Origin of the sequence: Spirosoma montaniterrae, assembly GCF_001988955.1 — a bacterium.
GTDB lineage: Bacteria > Bacteroidota > Bacteroidia > Cytophagales > Spirosomataceae > Spirosoma > Spirosoma montaniterrae.
Map to the genome: position 1 here is coordinate 2,163,985 of NZ_CP014263.1, position 17,396 is coordinate 2,181,380.

The 17,396-nt window shown below is 56.3% G+C and carries 10 protein-coding genes; 1 reads left to right on the forward strand and 9 read right to left on the reverse strand.

Annotated features, from left to right (window positions below; genetic code table 11):
* Positions 1-181: 181 nt before the first annotated feature.
* The 8 genes from AWR27_RS09465 to AWR27_RS09500 all read right to left on the reverse strand — a co-directional run bounded on the left by AWR27_RS09465 (position 182) and on the right by AWR27_RS09500 (position 12,728).
* Positions 182-2,548, reverse strand: a complete 2,367-nt coding sequence (locus AWR27_RS09465) for a TonB-dependent receptor (protein WP_077130946.1) — start codon at positions 2,546-2,548, stop codon at positions 182-184.
* Positions 2,549-2,591: 43 nt separating this feature from the next.
* Positions 2,592-3,629: a DUF4249 domain-containing protein gene (locus AWR27_RS09470; protein WP_077130947.1), complete on the reverse strand. Its 1,038-nt coding sequence runs from the start codon at positions 3,627-3,629 to the stop codon at positions 2,592-2,594.
* Between the two features lie 28 nt (positions 3,630-3,657).
* Entirely contained in the window at positions 3,658-4,908 is a 1,251-nt protein-coding gene (locus AWR27_RS09475; RefSeq protein ID WP_077130948.1) for a Kelch repeat-containing protein, read from the reverse strand.
* Between the two features lie 55 nt (positions 4,909-4,963).
* Positions 4,964-5,947: a DUF4249 domain-containing protein gene (locus AWR27_RS09480; protein ID WP_198045120.1), complete on the reverse strand. Its 984-nt coding sequence runs from the start codon at positions 5,945-5,947 to the stop codon at positions 4,964-4,966.
* A 193-nt stretch (positions 5,948-6,140) separates the two neighbouring features.
* A complete protein-coding gene (locus AWR27_RS09485) occupies positions 6,141-7,439 on the reverse strand; it encodes a Kelch repeat-containing protein (RefSeq protein ID WP_157579183.1) in 1,299 nt (432 codons plus the stop codon).
* A 109-nt stretch (positions 7,440-7,548) separates the two neighbouring features.
* Positions 7,549-8,748, reverse strand: coding sequence for a DUF4249 domain-containing protein (locus tag AWR27_RS09490; protein WP_077130951.1), 1,200 nt, complete (start codon positions 8,746-8,748; stop codon positions 7,549-7,551).
* A gap of 185 nt (positions 8,749-8,933) precedes the next feature.
* Positions 8,934-10,088, reverse strand: a complete 1,155-nt coding sequence (locus AWR27_RS09495; RefSeq protein ID WP_083732805.1) for a DUF4249 domain-containing protein — start codon at positions 10,086-10,088, stop codon at positions 8,934-8,936.
* A 228-nt stretch (positions 10,089-10,316) separates the two neighbouring features.
* Complete coding sequence (locus AWR27_RS09500) at positions 10,317-12,728, reverse strand: TonB-dependent receptor (protein WP_077130953.1); 2,412 nt, start codon at positions 12,726-12,728, stop codon at positions 10,317-10,319.
* Positions 12,729-12,792: 64 nt separating this feature from the next.
* Here AWR27_RS09500 and AWR27_RS09505 point away from each other — a divergent pair, with 64 nt between their 5' ends.
* Complete coding sequence (locus tag AWR27_RS09505; protein ID WP_077130954.1) at positions 12,793-14,052, forward strand: DUF4249 domain-containing protein; 1,260 nt, start codon at positions 12,793-12,795, stop codon at positions 14,050-14,052.
* 294 nt (positions 14,053-14,346) lie between these two features.
* Here AWR27_RS09505 and AWR27_RS09510 read toward each other — a convergent pair whose 3' ends face one another.
* A complete protein-coding gene (locus AWR27_RS09510) occupies positions 14,347-17,310 on the reverse strand; it encodes a PD-(D/E)XK nuclease family protein (protein WP_077130955.1) in 2,964 nt (987 codons plus the stop codon).
* Between the last annotated feature and the right edge of the window lie 86 nt (positions 17,311-17,396).

The window sequence follows — 17,396 nt, forward strand, 5'->3', positions numbered from 1 at the left end:
GCGCAGACTATCGACAGCTCGAAAACTAAACCTGCTAATTCGCTCTCCAAGTATCAGGAGCCGAGCCGTTTTAGTCTTACACAGCCTACGGCCACCTCGGCAAGTCAGCCAGTTCCTGCGATCAAAACGACAACGCAAAGCCGCACTAAATCGACGTACATCTACGCGCAGGATAGCCCCCTCACCACGTCAAATTCCAGCTTACCGAGGGTATTACCGTGCCAAACACAGAGAGCTGATAGCTGCGGGTGGTAGTATTAACCCGCTGAAAATAAATCGAATACGCATTGCGCCGGGCATACACGTTGTAGAGCGAGACCGACCAGTTGCTGTATCGCCGTTGCCCCGGCGTGCGCCGACCGTCTTTGCTGAACGATACGTCTAAACGGTGGTAGTCGGGAATGCGGTCGGCGTTGCGCTGCGAATAATCGAGTACGACCACGCCGTTGAGTCGGTACGTACCGTCCGGGTACGTTGTCGGGCGTCCGCTGGTGTACACGAAGTTGGTGCCGAAGGTCCAGCCGCGTTTCCATTTCCACTGCGTCGAAACGGTCAGGTTATGAGGGCGGTCGAAGGTAGCCGGATACCAGTTGCCGGCGTTAATCTGATCGACGGCATAAGGGCTGTTCACCCTGGCAAATGTGCGGGCGTAGGTGTAGGCCAGCAAGCCCGTGAGCAGGCCGCGCGTTTTTTGCACGCTCATTTCTGCACCATATGCCCGCCCCTGCGCCCGCAGCAGGTCGGCATCTAAGGCCGGGTTCAGGAGCAGCGTGGCCCCGTTGCGGTACTCAACCAGATCGGTCAGTTGCTTCTGATACACCTCTACCGACGCTTCGTACATATTCTCGCGGAAATTGCGAAACAGCCCCACCGCCCACTGATCGGCCAGTTGGGGCGGCACGAGCGCGTCGGAGAGTTTCCAGAAATCGACCGGCGAGATAGAGGTTGTGTTGGAAATCAAATGCAGATACTGACGGGTGCGGTTGTAGCTCAGTTTCAGCGATGTATTGGCCGCCACTGTGGCCCGCACCGTCAGGCGGGGTTCCCAGCCGCCGTATTGTGCGATGGTCTGACCCGCTCCTATTTGCAGCGTATCGGTGATGGTTTCGCGCGAACGGGGTAAACCTTCGGCGTATTGATAAACCACACCCGGCCCCCGGTTGGTGAACTGCACATAACGCACCCCCGCCTGCACCGACAGCCACCGCACAGGCGTCCACTCGTCCGAGACGTAGGCAGCCGACTCCACAGCCTGCTCGGTGGGCAATGTTTGGGGATTGATATTGGTGTCGGTGCCGGTAGGCTGGATGCTGCCGGGCCTGATTCGGTAGCTCGTCAGGCTCCCCCCCCACTCCAAGCGGTGGCGGTTGGGCGTAAAAAGCCAGTCGAGCCGGGCATCCTGCTGGCGGATTTCCGACTGGTATCGGTAGGTGTTTCGGGATGTCAGCCCGTCTAAGAAAAAGCGGTAGTCGCTATGACTGGCTCCGGCGTTCAGGCTCAGCCGGGGCGTTAGCCGCTGACTCCAGCGCAGGGTTGCCAGCGTACTCTGCCAGCCAAAAACGGTATCCTGCGGAAACTTAAAACTATCATAGGCATGGTAGGCCGTAGCGGTCAGTTGACTCCCTTCGGCCAGCCGGTAGGTCAGCCGCCCGTTGAGGTCGTAGAACGAAGCCCGGTTGCGTCGGGTAGGATCAGGAAACAGCCCCAGCATCAGGTTGGGGTAGGCCACGCGTCCGCCCGCCACAAACGTTAGCTTTTTGTTTTTAGTGAGCGGCCCGTTTGCCAGCAGTCGGCTGGTTATCAACCCAATACCGCCCGTTATGCTCAAGCGTTCGTCGTTGCCGGGTTTGGTGTTGAGCAGCAGCAGGCTCGACAGCCGCCCGCCGTACTGCGCCGGAATACCGCCTTTGTAGAGCGTTACGTCCTGAATGGCATCTGCGTTGAGGTTGCTCAACAGGCCCAGCAAATGGCTGGTATTGAAGATGGGAGCACCGTCGAGCAGCACTAAGTTCTGGTCGGCGGCACCGCCCCGCACGTTGAAGCCTGCTGCTCCTTCGCCCACACTCGTCACGCCCGGTTGTAAAAGCAACGCCTTCAGCACGTCGACCTCACCAAACACGACAGGAATATTTTTGAGGTTTTTCATATCGAGCCGCACCACGCTCATTTCGGCGGCTGTTACGTTGGCATCGGGGGCGCGGCCTTTTACCTCCACCTGCGCCAGTTCGCGGATGTCGGGGTTGAGTGTTATGTCGAGGTAAGCATCGCCCCGGCTCATGTCGATGAAGCGGCTACGGGCGTAGTAACCGACCGCCGAAAACGTCAGGTTATACGGGCCGGGCAACACGCGCAGGCTGAACTGCCCCGCGCTGTCGGTGCGGGTGCCCGCGCCCTGTTTAGCATCGACCACCGACACGTTGGGGAGCGGCTGCCGGGTGGTGCCATCGATGACTTCCCCACTGATAACGAAGCGTTTCTGGGCGTGGGCCGTTAACCCTCCGAACAGCAGCAGGGTTAGTAAACCAATCAGCGCATAAAGTTTTTTCATCTTGTTATCTTAATGACATAAATGACACAAACACAGCCTGATATTACCGCGCTGGCCAGCCTCGGGGTGGCACCAGAATCGGATTAGAAAAATTGCTGAAACAATCCCCCGTGGGCAGAATAAACAGCTTGCCGTAGCGCACCAGAAATCGGTCATAGTTGATCGTGTCGCCCGCAATGGTGATGCGTCGGCGACTCACCGCCGAGGCCCCCCAGAAACCTAACGCCCGAATAGTAGTATCATTCACTGCCCGTACATTGCCCTCGATGCTGGCGGGCTGCGCATCGAACAATGACCCGGTACGAGTCCGCTGCTGCTCAAAGAGCGTCCAGTACTGGTAAGCAGCCTGCGTGATAGAAAACTGCTCCACCTGCACGTACTGCGGGGCAATGGCAAGCACTGGCAGGCTATAAACCAGTCGCTGGGTGATTCGGTTGCCGTTGATGAGCGCGTCACTCAGCACATCGCCCGGCGGGCCATAGTCAGGTATCCAGCACGAACAGGTGTTACAAGGTATCCTTGGGTTTTTGGGGTCTGACTGCACCCAGCGACGCACCCAGCCCAGGGCCGACCAGCGGTAGTAGTTACCCGGTGTAGGCGAGTCCTGCGTGTCGATGCGGATGTCATAGAAATCGGGTTGGCCCGTTTCGGGTACACCCTGCCGAAGCGTAGCCCGTAACGGTTCGAGTACCGGTACGGGGTTGAGCCGTTCGGGACGAGATTCGTAGCGGGTACCATCGGGCAGGGTGATATAGAGCGTATATGTACGACCCACTTCACCCCGGAAGGTGCTGTCGCGCGGGGTGTAGTACGAAAGCGCGAACGGGTCGGGCAAGAGCCGAACGCTGCGGTCCAGGTCATCTTGCAGTACTACCAACGCGTCGTTCACGACAAGTTGCGGGGGCGACGGATTGTTGGAATTATATCGCCCTGAATAAGTCAGTCGCACCCACGGGAACGGCTCGTTGGTCAGCAGCCCCTCCACCACTAACCGCCGGTCTACTTGCCGGATAGGCAGTTGTACCTCCTGCACACAGGTCATGAGCAACACGCAGAGACAAGCTATTAGCAGTTTATTCATGGCTTAATCTCCCACCAGTCTGAACACCCTACCAACCGAATGCCCCCACGCCGGTGGGTTGCTGCTCGTAACCCCAGCCCAGAAACGTGCGACCCCGCTGCATCTGCGCCACCACCACGTAGGTACTACCCTGGCCGGGATAATCCGTTACGTATTGCCAGCGGTCGCCCAGAGGGTCATACTGCCAGATGTCCCGTAACGTCTCTTCGTTAGGGTTGATACCCAAACCAAAATAAGCGTTTCCGGCAACGGTGAACCCTACGCCCAAACTGCGAGCCGGGCCGGGAAAATCGGCCCGGCGACTCCACTGCTCTGTTTTAGTATCGAACGCCCACAGGTGAGCGGGCTGGCCTGAGCGTTGGTTGACAGCATAGCCAGTGCTACCAATGCGGAAAGTAGCCAGCGTACCAGTTGGTTCGGGCAGGTCGGCGGTGCGGTACTGTGCCCAGTTACCCTGACGTACCCACAACTCTTGTGAGCCATCGGTAAGCTGATAGGCCCGGTCGCGTGTAGCGAACCAGCGTAGTTCACCATCGGGTCCGGCGTAAAAAGGTACCACTAATCCACTACTAACCATGCTCTTCAGGTACTGCCGCTGTCCAGGTCTTAGCTCGTCGGAGAGAAACCCCAACCCGGCAAAGTCATAGACAAGCCCGGCTTCTGCCTGTAATCGGTAACGTACCGTTCGGTGTGACCGTCCTCCAGTGGTAGAAGATCGCACCACCCACTCGTTATTCGGCACAAGATAATCAAGTCGCTTGGCATAGAATCCGTTTTGACTTACCGACAGTAGCTTGGTTTCCTCCGATTCGGTAATGTTATCCGTACTCATGGCAGTTCCGGCAAAGTCGCCCTGGTCAATGGGAGCGTGAGCGAGTCGTAGCCAGCGTGGGCCACTGGTGCGGTGGGTGTATGTGCGCTCGATACGCACCGAGTCGCCCCCAGCGTTGCGTGTACGCATTCGCAGTCGGTAGGTTTGCTCCGGTCTCAGGCCCGTAACCCGGCAGGGTACAATGTTGAAGAGGCCGAGCCGCAGAACGGGGTTAATACTGAGCGCGACGGGTCGGTCGCTGGCGTCGGTCATGGTTAGATGCCAGTCAGTCGCGCCGAACTCGGAGCCAGTTTTGAGTACCACCTCAGCTTGTTCTGACGACGTAGTATTAACGCTCACCAGCGTAGGCGAGAGAATATTGGGCAGCACCTCGGCCAGTGGCACCGGCTCAGTGGGGCCGCAACTGACCGCCAGTAGCAAGAGCATCCAAATACAGAGTTTCTTCATACTTATTCGTACAGAATAACGAAACACAGGTAGAATGGTACGCGTTGGTGGTTGCTTATCGACCATATGTGAGCCAGTTGGGGGGCGGGGCTGCCTGCGTTTGTTCACGGGCGAGACCGGGCACCGAAGGGGGTGTATTGCTGAACAACACCGGTCCGAAGCGGGCTACGAAATCGTTGTAATCCAGCGTGTCCGTTTCCATAACGATGCGTCGGCGGCTCACCGCCGATACCCCGAAATAGCCGAGGGCCAGCCGGGTGCTGTCGCCCGCAGCATACACGTTACCTTCAATGCTGGCGGGCTGAGCGTCGAACAGCGTGCCGGAGCGGGCCAGTTGCTGCTCGTAGCGGGTCCAGTATTGGTAGGCTTCGCGCGAGAGGCTGTACTGCCGCACTTCCACGTACTGCGCCCCCAACCCTACCAACGGCGGTGTCAGTACCAGCCTCCCCGCAACGCGGTTGCCGTTGATAAGCTGATCGCTCAGCACATTGGTCAGTAGCCCGTAGAAAGGCGCGTAGGAAATCGCACCCCGGCCCCGTAATGGGTCACTACCGCTCCAGACCGGCATGTAACACATGGCCTGCCAGCGGTAGTAGTTACCGGGCGTAGGCGGGTCCTGGGTGTCGATGCGTACCAGAAACGTATTTAGCTGGGAGGTGTTCCGATCCGATTCGCGGTACTCGCCATAAACGCGTTCCAGTTCGGGTACGGGGGCCATCCGCTCCGGGCGCGACTGGTAGCGCGTGCCATCGGGCAGGGTAACGCGCAGGGTGTACGAACGCCCCGGCACACCCCGCAACCGGGCATCGCGCAGCCAGTAGAAGGCCGGGTTGAGCGGGTCCTGGAGTAGCTGCGTCCGATTGCCGAGGTTATCGTCAACGAATACAACGGCCCCGTTGATAGCCAACTCGTCGGGAATCAGCAGCGACCGGCTCAGGTTGCCCGAATACGTCAGTTTGATAGGATACGGCGGGGGTTCGTCGGTAATCAGGCCATCGACCACTAATCGACGCTCCATCTGCCGAATGGGTAGCTGCACTTCGTTAATGCAGGAAAGAGTTGTGAGACAGAAAAAAGTTGTGACACAGAGATACACAAAGCTTTTTTTCCTCTGTGCATCTCCCGCTCCGGCGTACCGGTACTGTCTCTGTGTATATCTGTGTCCCAAAAAATTCATGGCGTTAGTTCCCACCAGTCTGTGCATCCTACGACGCGGTTAAAGCCCTCACTCGTCAACTGCGCTTCGTAGCCCCAGCCCACATAAGCCCGCTCAGGCCTGGCCCCGTCGGGTGCACTGAAGACGGCCACAAACTGATTGCCCTGACCCGGATAGTCCGTGATGTACTGCCAGCGGTCGGCCACAGGGTCATACTGCCAGAGGTCGCGCAGCCCCGGCCCTCAGCCGTTACGCCCAGACCGAAGTAGCCCTGGCGGGCCATAGCGAAGCCCACCCCCCGCTGCCGGGCATCGCCGGGAAAGTCGGCTCTCTTCGTCCACGAATCGGTAGCGGGGTTGTAGGCCCACAGGCGCGTAGGCTGACCAGGGCGTTGATTGACGACATAACCGATGTTGCGAATCGAAAAAGTAGCCATCAGGCCGGGGGGTTCGGGCAGGGGGGCACGCACGGTCTGGGTGAATACAGCGTCGATGCTCCGCATGGCTGGTGAGCCATTTTGGGTTAGAAAGTAGGCTTCGTCGGTGGTGGTGAAAAATACCAGTTCCCCATCTTCGCCCCCATAACTTGGATTAACAGGACTGCCACCAACCGGAAAAATAGCCCCCATCCCCCGGAAAAAGAAATACTTACTGGCCGAACGCTCTTCGATAATATACCCCAATCCACTAAATTGATGACGGTCAACGCCCTGAAAAAACACATTATACTGCACAAATCCATGCCGGGGCGTCCGACGGTCAGCCGACAGTAACTGCCATTCATCGGCCTGACGATTGTAGATTTTCACATCCATAAACGGTTGAGTAGGCCCTGCGTATCGTACCACCTGTACCTGATTTCCCACGTAAGCCCCAATTGTGGGGTTTCCACAACCGTTCATTGGATTAGACCCGCAGATGCCATCGACTGCCACCGGACAGGTCGTGTAGTCGCCCCCGCTGAACGACGCATGGGCCAGCCGCGTCCAGCGGGGGCCGCCGGTGGGCGAGTTGTTAAGCCGGTGCGTGTACGTGCGCAGAGCCGTAATCGAGTCGCGGTCGGCAAAGCGAAACGCCAGCCGTAGTTGATACGTCTGCCCCACCGTCAGACCGCTCAGCCGTAGCGACGTTAACATGAAATCGCGCAACGTCTGTGTTTCGCCCACCGTGAACGGCACTACCCCACCCTGCCCGGTTTGGGCCGTGAGCCGCCAGCCCGACGGCTCCATACGAATGCTTTTCACTATCACCTCTGCCGACGAAGCCCCCGTTGCCTGCACACTCACCAGCGATGCCTGCGAAGCCGTAACGGGGTCCGGCTGCACTACCACCGGCACCGGCTCGGTCGTTCGGCAACCAGCAAAGAGTATTAGCAAGATCAGGTAAGTGTTTTTCACAACGGTAAGGACAGCAATTTGGTCAGCGTGTGCCCTATCTTTGCGATAGGGCACACGCTGACCAAATTAAACAAAATTTTTTATTTGCTTACTCCTGCCAGCCTTCGGGCTTGATCGGCGTTCGGGTGGGGCCGGGTACACATAGTGCCAAAGGCGGGCGACCCCGAATGCCCGATACAGGTTCTTTGTAGGGGGTCCGTCCGTTTAAGTAGGTAAACAGCTTAGGCCGGTCTGGGTCGGCAGGCGATGCCGGTAGCTCATTTGTCACATTTCGCCGGGTGAGCCAGTAACGCACAGCCGACACACCCGACGCCGTGAAATAGCCGACAACCTCTTCGCGGTCATTACTTAGGTTGCGAATGTTACCAACGGGAGCCGCCGGGGGCGTGTCGGTCAGGCCACCGGTTTGCTGGCTTTGTTCATCTAAACGCCGAAAGTATCGGTAAGCCTCTGCCGTCAGTGCCGACTGACGAATCTCCACCAAAGCTGGGTAGTACTGATAAAACGGAATCTGGGCCACCCGTCGATTTGTGATGCGTTTCCCATCGCTGAGTGCATCTGAAAATAAGCTAAGCTGTGAGCTATAGAGTATTTCCCAACATTGAGTTCGACACTCATAATCAATGTTTTGGGGACGAGGGAACGGCAGGGGAACGATTCGGTTTGGCATACATTTTTCGACCAGATTGCCAGCGTCGTCGCGCTCGTAATACACCTGGTCATTCCCGCAGGTCTGGCAGAAATCCTGCTTTTCCCATAATACCCAATCCCATCGATAATAGTTGGGCGTACCAGCCGGGTCCTGCGTGTCGATAAACAGGTCATTAGCGGCTGTGAGCGGAGATAGTTGGCCGGTTAAACTACGCGGATTGTAAACATCAGTAGTAGTCAAAATTGGGGATACGGCGGGCATTGTTTCTGTTGACGACGCATAGCGCATACCATCGGCCAATTCAAGTTGCAACTGGTAGCGGTTGCCCACCCGCCCCCGGAAGCCGTCGGGCAGTTGATACGTGCCGGGGCTGACTTCCCTCGCCGTTATAGTTTCGTCGTCGTTCACTCGCACTGTAACCCGCGCTCCGGTCAGGGGTGTGTCGCCAAAGCGGCCCGTAAACCGGTCGGCGGCAGAGCGGTTGAGCCGAATACGCTGCGGTTCGGCCCGGTCAGTAATGGTGCCATCGACCACCAGCACATCGGCGGTTAGGTTGAATCGGGGCGCGATAGGGTCAATGCAGCCTATCAGCATTGACAAAAAGGCGATAACAGCATATCGTGCGATGGGCTTCATTGGCTTGTTTAAACTCGAAATTATCGTTGCCTGACTTTCATAGCCCCATAGATACGTCCACACAGACGTACTCAACACGCCCAGAACCGATTGCCCTGACGGGAATAGTCAAACAAGATCAGGTAAGGGTTTTTCACAACGATAAGGGCAGACGCTGACCAAATTAAACAAAATTTTTTATTTGTTTACTCCTGCCAGCCTTCGGGCTTGATCGGCGTTCGGGTAGGGCCGGGTACGCATAGTGCCGCTACGCGACCGTCTTCCTGGGGTATACGGCCCGTTTGGGCTTCAAACAACGTGTTCGCAATAGGGGGGCCGGTGTTGGCCGACCGGTTGAGCCAGTACCGCACACGGGCTACCGACGTAGCTCCAAAATAGCCCACTACGGCCTCCCGCTCATTAGCCAGATTGCGCACGTTGCCAATCGGAGCGTTTGGTGGTACATCGGCAAGTCCACCCGCATTTTGAGTTTGAACTTCTAATTGACGAAAGTACATAAAGGCTTCTTTAGTCAGGGCAACCTGCCGGATTTCGACTAAGCAGGGACCGGCGTGTAAATAAGGAATTTGTCCTACTAACCGGCCACCGATTGTGCGACCATCCGTATAAATATCGGCAAGCAGGTTTAGCTGTGTGCTTTGCAGAATCTCCCAGCAGGGCGTCCGGCAACTGTAATCCAGATAGCCCTGAATGGTAAAGTTGGTAACGCAGCCCTCTACCAGCCGCTGCTGATCGTCAAAGATTTGGTAGCGTCCCTGATAACAGCTTCGGCACCAGGGCTGCTTTTCCCAGGCTTTCCAATCCCAGCGGTAAAAGTTAGGCTGTTTAGCCGGATCGTTCGTGTCGATGAAGAAGTCGTTGGCGGGCAACAGACGGGCAGGGTTGGTAGCTACAATACTGGCGGAGTTGAATCGCTGATACACCCGACTGATAGCCGGGGCAGTAGGCATGACCTCCTCTGTTGACACATAGCGAGTACCGTCTGACAGCAGCAGTTGAAGTTGATACCGGCGACCAGCCTGCCCCCGAATACCCGTCGGCAATTGATACGTACCTGGGGCAGTCTCCGAAAACGCCACTGTCTGTTGCCCGTCAATCAGTAGGGTTAGCGCAGCGCGGCTCACGGGCAACACGCCGAAACGCCCTGTTAGCTTTTCTGTTCGGGAGCGATTCAGCGTCACTATTTGCGGCTCATCGAGGTCTGTCAGGAAACCGTCGATGACCAGCACGTCCAGGTTATAATTCGCGTCAGGCTCATACGGGTCAATGCAGGCCGCTAAGCTGACAGCTATAACCAGCAGCCACAGTACAAGCCGAATCAGTTTGGTCATCAAGGTCATTTCAAGTCGAAATTGTACAAAATTGAATCAGGTGTGGCGTATGGCTGGCTGACGTTGCATTGACGCATGGCTGACGCGAGCGGAGACGCAAAGGGTTGCGTCTCTACGCCGGATGGTCAATTGTAGAGACGCAACCCTTTGCGTCTCCACGTGCGTCAGCAACCCTTTGCGTCTCCACCTGCGTCAGCAACCCTTTGCGTCTCCACGTCAGTCAGCCATGCATCAAGATCATTTAAACTCGAAATTATACGACAGGCTGGGAATGGGTACGGCAAAAATAGCCAGCCGATAGGGGTTGGTGGCCTGCCCTTCGGTGCGAAAAAAGATGGAATAGGCGTTTTTGCGTCCGTATAGATTGTAAACCGTAAACGTCCAGCGGCCCTGCCACCGACGTCCCTTCAGGCTGGGATTGTAAATGTTCCAGGCAAAATCGAGCCGGTGGTAGTCGGGCAGGCGGTACTGGTTCCGCTCGTTGTAGTACGGGTAGTTGCGACCCTGATAGCGGACAAACCCTTCCGGTGCGGTGTAAGGTCGCCCGGTGCTGTACACAAAATTGAACGAGAAACTATGGTGTTTGGTCTGGTTGATGGTCAGGCTCAGGTTCAGGCTGTGCGGGCGGTCGAAGTTGGCCGCGTACCAGTTGCCGTTGTTGATGCGCTCCTGAAAACTGGCTCCTTCGGCTACCTGATTAAACGTTCGGGCAAAGGTGTAGTTAACCCAGCCCGTCAGCTCACCCTTCTTTTTCGCCAGCATCAGTTCAACGCCGTAGGCTTTGCCCCGCCCCTGTAAGAGTTGGGTTTCGGGATACGGCTGCAACAGAAAATTGGCCCCCGGTCGGTAATCGACTACATTCTGCGTACTGCGCCAGTAAACCTCTGCCGACAGTTCATAGATATTACTCTTCAGATTCTGAAACCAGCCCGCCGACCATAGCTGACTGATTTGCGGGCGAATGAACGGGTCGGCGAGTTTCCAGCGGGCGGTAGGCAACGGCGTGGTCGTGTTGCTGATAACCTGCAAATATTGCCGCATCAGGTTGTAGCCCACCTTGACCGACGCGTTGGCTCCAACGGCGTAGCGCAGCCCCAGCCGGGGTTCCAGCCCACCGTAGGTTTGCGCGACCTGCCCGGCTCCGTACCGCACCGAGTCGGTAACGGTGGTTTCGTCGGGCAAGGTTCCGGGCCTGTACTGACGCACTAAGGACGGGCCGACGTTCAGGAAATACGAGTACCGTAACCCCGCCGACACGGCCAACTGGGGCGTAATGCTCCATTCATCTTCGGCATGAACGGCCAGTTCGAGACCGTTTTCGAGCGGGGTGGCCTGGCGGTTTACGCTGGTGCTGCTGCCGGGAAGCAACTCGCCCGGATTGAGCCGGTAATGCGTAGCACTCAGCCCCACTTCCAGCTTATGATTGTCAGTCTGGTAGCCCAGATTCGTTTTGGCCTGCCGTTGCCAGATCGATTGTTCAAGCACTACCTTGTTGGCCGCAACTGCCGGATCGGTGGGCGGCTCTATCGACAGAATACGTGGGGTGTAACGGGCCACGATGGCCGAGGTTTGCAGGTTCAGGCGGGGCGTGATGGCCCAGAACCACCGGACCATGCCGTTGGCCGTTTGGTTGTCGTACTGCGTAGCCGTTGCGTTGATGTTGGCGATGCTGCCCAGCAAATCGGTCTGGAAAATATCGCGGTTAACGTAGCCCGTTGCCGTAAGCGTATGCCGGTCGTTCATCCGCCAGAAAACCTTACCGACCAGATCGCCGAATCTGGCCCGTATCTGATCGAAACGGGGCAACACCAAGGGCAGTAAAAAATCGTTGACTGCCCCCCGCCCCGATACCATAACGGCCATCTTCTGGCGGATAATAGGCACCTCAGCCGTTAGCCGGTTCGAGACCAAGCTAACGCCCCCCGTCAGCCGGAATTGGTTCAGATCGGGATTGCGTAGGGTAACGTCGAGTACCGATGCGGCCCGCCCGCCGTACCGCGCCGGTACGTTGCCTTTGTAGAGGTCAAGCCCGCTAACAGCATCTGCCGGAAACACCGAAAACATGCCAAACATGTGGGTTGGGTTGAAGATAGGTGTATCGTCTAACAGAATCAGGTTCTGGTCGGTAGTGCCGCCCCGGATGTTGACGCCATTGGCCGCTTCGCCCACGCTCGTTACGCCCGGCAGCAGTTGCAGACTGCGTAAAATATCGACCTCGCCGAGAGCTGTAGGCAGTTTCTGAATGGTTTTTAAGCTAATCTGACTGACACCCAGCAACGGCTGGCGCACCGTGCGGTCGAAGCCTTTGCTGGTCACGACCACTTCCTCTAACTGACTCGCTACGCTGGGCAAACGCACATCGAGCATGGTATTGCCCCGAATGCGCAGCGATTGTCGAAACGGCACATAACCCACGTGCCGGGCCACCACCACGTGCCGACCGGCAGCTACTTTAATCGAAAAACGCCCTTCGTCATCGGTGTATGTCCCCGACGATGCCTTTTCGTAATTCAGCACGATGGCCGCCCGAACAAGCGGTTGCCCCGTGGCCGAATCCCGGACGGTGCCGCTTAGCGTGTATAGAATCTGGGCCTGGGCCAGACCGGTTAGATTCATCAGCAAAATCAGGAACAGAAGACGTCGAGACATAAACGATAGATTAACGTACTATCATTCTTTAAAGAATTAATTGCGCTTTAGTTACCTACTCATTATGAATTTCCGGATCACTATACTACTCAGCGTTATTCTGCTTTTGTTCATCGCAGTTGCCTGCGTTGATCCGTACCAGCCCGACTTTAAAGCGACGGTCGATGTCGTTGTGGTCGATGGCACGATCAACAACCTGCCCGAACCGCAGGTTATTCAGCTTAACCGTTCGCGGGCCGATCCGGTAACGGGGCGGTTTGGGGTACTGCCCATCCGCAATGCGAAAGTTGACATCATCGTGAATGGCGACCAGACGCTTTCGCTGGTTGAGACGCAGAACGGCACCTATCAGTTGCCCTCCGACTTTAAAGGGAAAGTGGGCGCATCGTATCAGCTTCGGTTTACGCTGGACGATGGTACGCGCTACGAATCGACGCCGGAGGTGATGCCCGCCGTTGTGCCGATTAGCCGCCTGTCGCACCGGTTCAATGCAAACAGCCTGCCTGCCAAACGACCCGACGGGCAACCCAGCCGGGTACGCGACGCAACCGATATTTTTGTAGACTGGCAGGACCCGCCCTCCACCGTCAACTATTACCGGTGGAACTGGATTCTCTGGGAACGTCAGGCGTGGTGCCGGAGTTGCGGCAACGGATATTACCTGATCTGGAACCGAAACAACACGAACCTCCTGTATGAAGACTGCTACACACTTCAGAATACCGGGTCCGTAAGTGGCCCCAGCCCACCTTATTTTATCAACGACTACCGATGCCGAACGCCATGCTGGGAGATTTTGTACGGCTACGACATCAACCTGTTCGACGACGCTTTCAGCAACGGCGGTCAGCTAACCGGGCGGCTTGTGGCCCGGATACCCTTCTACCAAAGCGAGGGCTGTTTAGTCGAAATTCGGCAGGCGTCGCTGACCCGGCAGGCGCATCGGTATTTTCAGCAGTTGCAGCAGCAGACTCAGAATTCGGGTGGTTTAGCCGATACGCCCCCGGCGGCTCCCATCGGCAACATACGCAATAAGACGAACCAGGCAGAAGCAGTAGTGGGGTATTTTACGGCGGCAGGCATATCAGCACAACGCTATTGGTTAGACCGCTTAGACGCTACTGGCAATCCACCGGGACTGTTTCAGGCTCTGAACAATCTGGAACCTTCGCCCGAAGATATTCTTGTTGACCCCAACAACGACCGGGGCAAGCCCGCACCCGACTTCGTAGGCGGCACCAAAAACCAGAGCCGCCCCCCCACTGCCGTGTGTGAACCGAGCGACAGCCGAACGCCATTTATGCCAGCGGGTTGGCGCGAGTAACGCTACGTATGTCGGGCTTTTAAGCGATTCGTTGGTTTCTATTTTTTTATATCTACCAGAATAGTTGTAAAAAATCTTTTTATTTACCAATTTTGATGCACTTGCTGATCTGACAGATGGCATCAAGATTGTCTTTATTTTCAATTCAGGTTGTATTCAAACCAAAAAGGCTGGCCGCACTACGACCAGCTTTTTTTGCAAAAATGGAACACGGATAGTACGGATGTTACGGATCAACACAGATTTTTTATCTCATCCGTGTTAATCCGTAACATCCGTACTATCCGTGTTCCATTACCTTCCGCAGATGCCTTTAAAATTGCAGTATTCGCAGCGGTCGAGCTGGTCGGTTTTGCGAAAGGGTTCGTTCATATCCAGCATTCGGTGAATGAGTTGCCGGAGCAGGTCTTCCGAATCGGCAATGTATTGGTCGGGGTCGTCGGTGGCGGTAAACCGGACGGGGTTGGTTTTGAAGCCGCCCTGTACGTCGCGGAACGAGTAAAACCCGGCTTCGACGGGCATACCGGCAGCCGGGAAAATGTCGCGTTTGGCTTTGTCGCGGGGCAGGCCACCGTGGTCGCGGATGTTTTTGATGGCTAAATACCGATATAGCCACAACTGCCGCATTTTGTCTTCTTTACCATCGTCGAGCAACTTCTCGCGCAGGTTGGCGGGCGTTTTATCGGACAGTTTAACGTTCCCCGTCTTATAATCAACAATCCGAATCTGATCGCCGAAGCGTTCGATGCGGTCAATTTTTCCGGCGATGCGAATATGCAGCGGTTCGTGACCGTTCATCGGCACGTCTAAGTAGGTTTCGAGCGTTTGCTCGGTGCCAATCACCGTCAGGCCGGGCAAATTGCCCTGCTGTTTCTGAAAGTCGAGCATCAGCTTTTTCGCCAGATCGTAGAGCAGCAGATTCATGCCCGATTCAATAACGCGGCCTTTCATGGTATTGGAAAATTCCTCTTCCAAAAGCCTGATAACCAGCGGTTCTTCGACGGGCAACTCTTTCAGTCGGTACTCTATATCCAAGCGTTCGAGCACTTTGTGCATCCAGTTCCCGAAATCGACCGCGCCCATTTTTTCCTCAATGTCTTCTTCCTCACTGATGTTCACTACCCGGCTGAAATAGAACGACATCGAACAGCGTAAAAACTGGTTCAGATACGACGGATATAACCCTTTCGTCGTCAGTAACTTCTGAATTTCATCCCGAATGCTCTCGGTTTTAGGCACTTCCAATTCGCTGACGTCGGCCACTTTTGCGGCATTCATCTGCCCAAAACGCACGGTTGGGCGACTAAGCCGGATGCGGCCTCCCGATAGTGGCACCAATTCATGCTCGATTTGCCGAATAAAGCGGCTCGGTTCGCCTTTGCTGTTGCCGTAGGCATCGGTCGACGTGGTGTGAATCAGCACAATATCACTCGCCCGTTGCAAGAGCCGGTAGAAGTGATACGCCATTACAGCCTCCTGCTCCCGGTAAGTGGGCAGCTTCAGTTCATGCGCTATATCGAACGGAATCAGCGAGTTAAGCCGACGCGACTGTGGCAAAACGCCTTCGTTTACCGACAGAATAATGACCCGGTCGAAATCGAGGGCGCGGGTTTCGAGCATGCCCATTACCTGCAACTGACTGTTGCCCTCGCTGGTAAACGGAATGGTCGTTTGCCGAATCAGTTCGTATAGAAACTGCCGGAAGCTTTTCACCGTCACCGGAGTACGGCCTTCCGGGGTCAGTGCCTGCCGTTCGAGTGTCGTTTCGAGTTGGCGCAGCAGCGTATAAAACAGGTACAGATATTCGATCTCGATGGCGTCCTGACTGGCCCGGTACACATCGCGGAGCAGATCGACCAGATCGTAGAACGTGCGAATAACGCGGTCGGGCTTATCGTCGGGCCAGCGGGCAAACAACACCCGAACGAGCGGGTCGTTCTGGCCCATCTCGCGGAGGTCGCGTTCGGTCAGATAAACCCGTTGTTGTTTTACGATGTCTTTCGCCATCCACTGAAACAACGGTTCTGGGGGCAATACCTCCCCTTTTTCGTTCACCTCTTCCGGCCCCATCAGGCCGCTGATTCGTTCGTACTGCTTCACAAACGGATGGTTCAGCACCTTCACCACGTGCCGGTGGTGGAACTTCGGCAAACGCAGATTACGCCCGTCTTTGGTCCGAAACTCATGCACCGTTCGCTGCATCTCGAACAGCGTATCGACCAGCGTAAACAGCAGCGACGACCGCAGCGACAGACCCATTGTTACGTTCAGGTCGGTTACACTCTCATCGAGTGCGTACAATACCGGCACGAGCAGCGTCTCATCAGCCAGCACAATCGCCGTTTTGCCGGAACCTGCCGACTGAACCAATGCCCCCGCCACCTTCGCCTGCATACTGGCATTGGGAACACCCACGACGCGGATGTTTTTTTCGGTACTCAGCAGATTATTCGACAGATCGCGGAGGTCGGCGTGGTTCTGTTTCGCAAAAAACCAGCCGTTTTCGCGATAGCGACGCAGAAACTGACCGGCTTCCTGTCGGCGGTCGTTCATGTAATACAGGTCGGCATCCCAGAACAGTTCGGCTTTCCGGGCATCGACCAGCACGCGAATGACGTGTTCTTCAGCCGCACTCAGCGCGTTGAAACCAACGAAATACACACGCTCGTAGGCGTAATTGTCCCGAATCAGCGATTCTACGTTATCAGCCAGCAACCGGTAGGCCATGCCCCGGTAAGCCAGCCCCTGTTCGGTCAGGCGTTGGCGGAGCGCGTGGTAGGTCGTGTGCAGATTCTCGAACAATTTGAAATAGCGCGTGGTGCCGAGCGTTTCGGTGATGGGCTGGGCCGACGACGGCACATTCACCTGCCAGCGTTCGAGTGCTTTGGCGGCTGTGAGATAGCTGAACAGTTCGTGCGGGTCGACGAGGTACTGATCGATACGGTCGAAGTCGGCCAGCAGCACGGTTGCCCAGCCGATAAACTGCTCAAACTCAACCTGCGGGTCAATGTCTTTAAACACGTCGTATAGCTCGAAGAGCAAACTAACCGAGTCAATCAATTGTACGCCAGCCGCCTGCGTAATAAAATCATCGACGGCCATAGCATGGGGAGCCAGAAACGGGCGGTCGGACTGCGCGGCCAGTTCATCGAGAAAAACCGACACGGCCCGGCGCGTAGGCAGAATCACCCACACGTCGGCCATACTGGGACCGTGGGCTTCATAGATGCGTTGAGCCGTTTGCTGGAGAAAGGTCATTCTGTAAAGATAACGGAACTCTATGTGCCGCCCTACATCTGTTCGGATCAGAACACAAAAGACCCCGCCTGAGCAGGGTCTTTTGT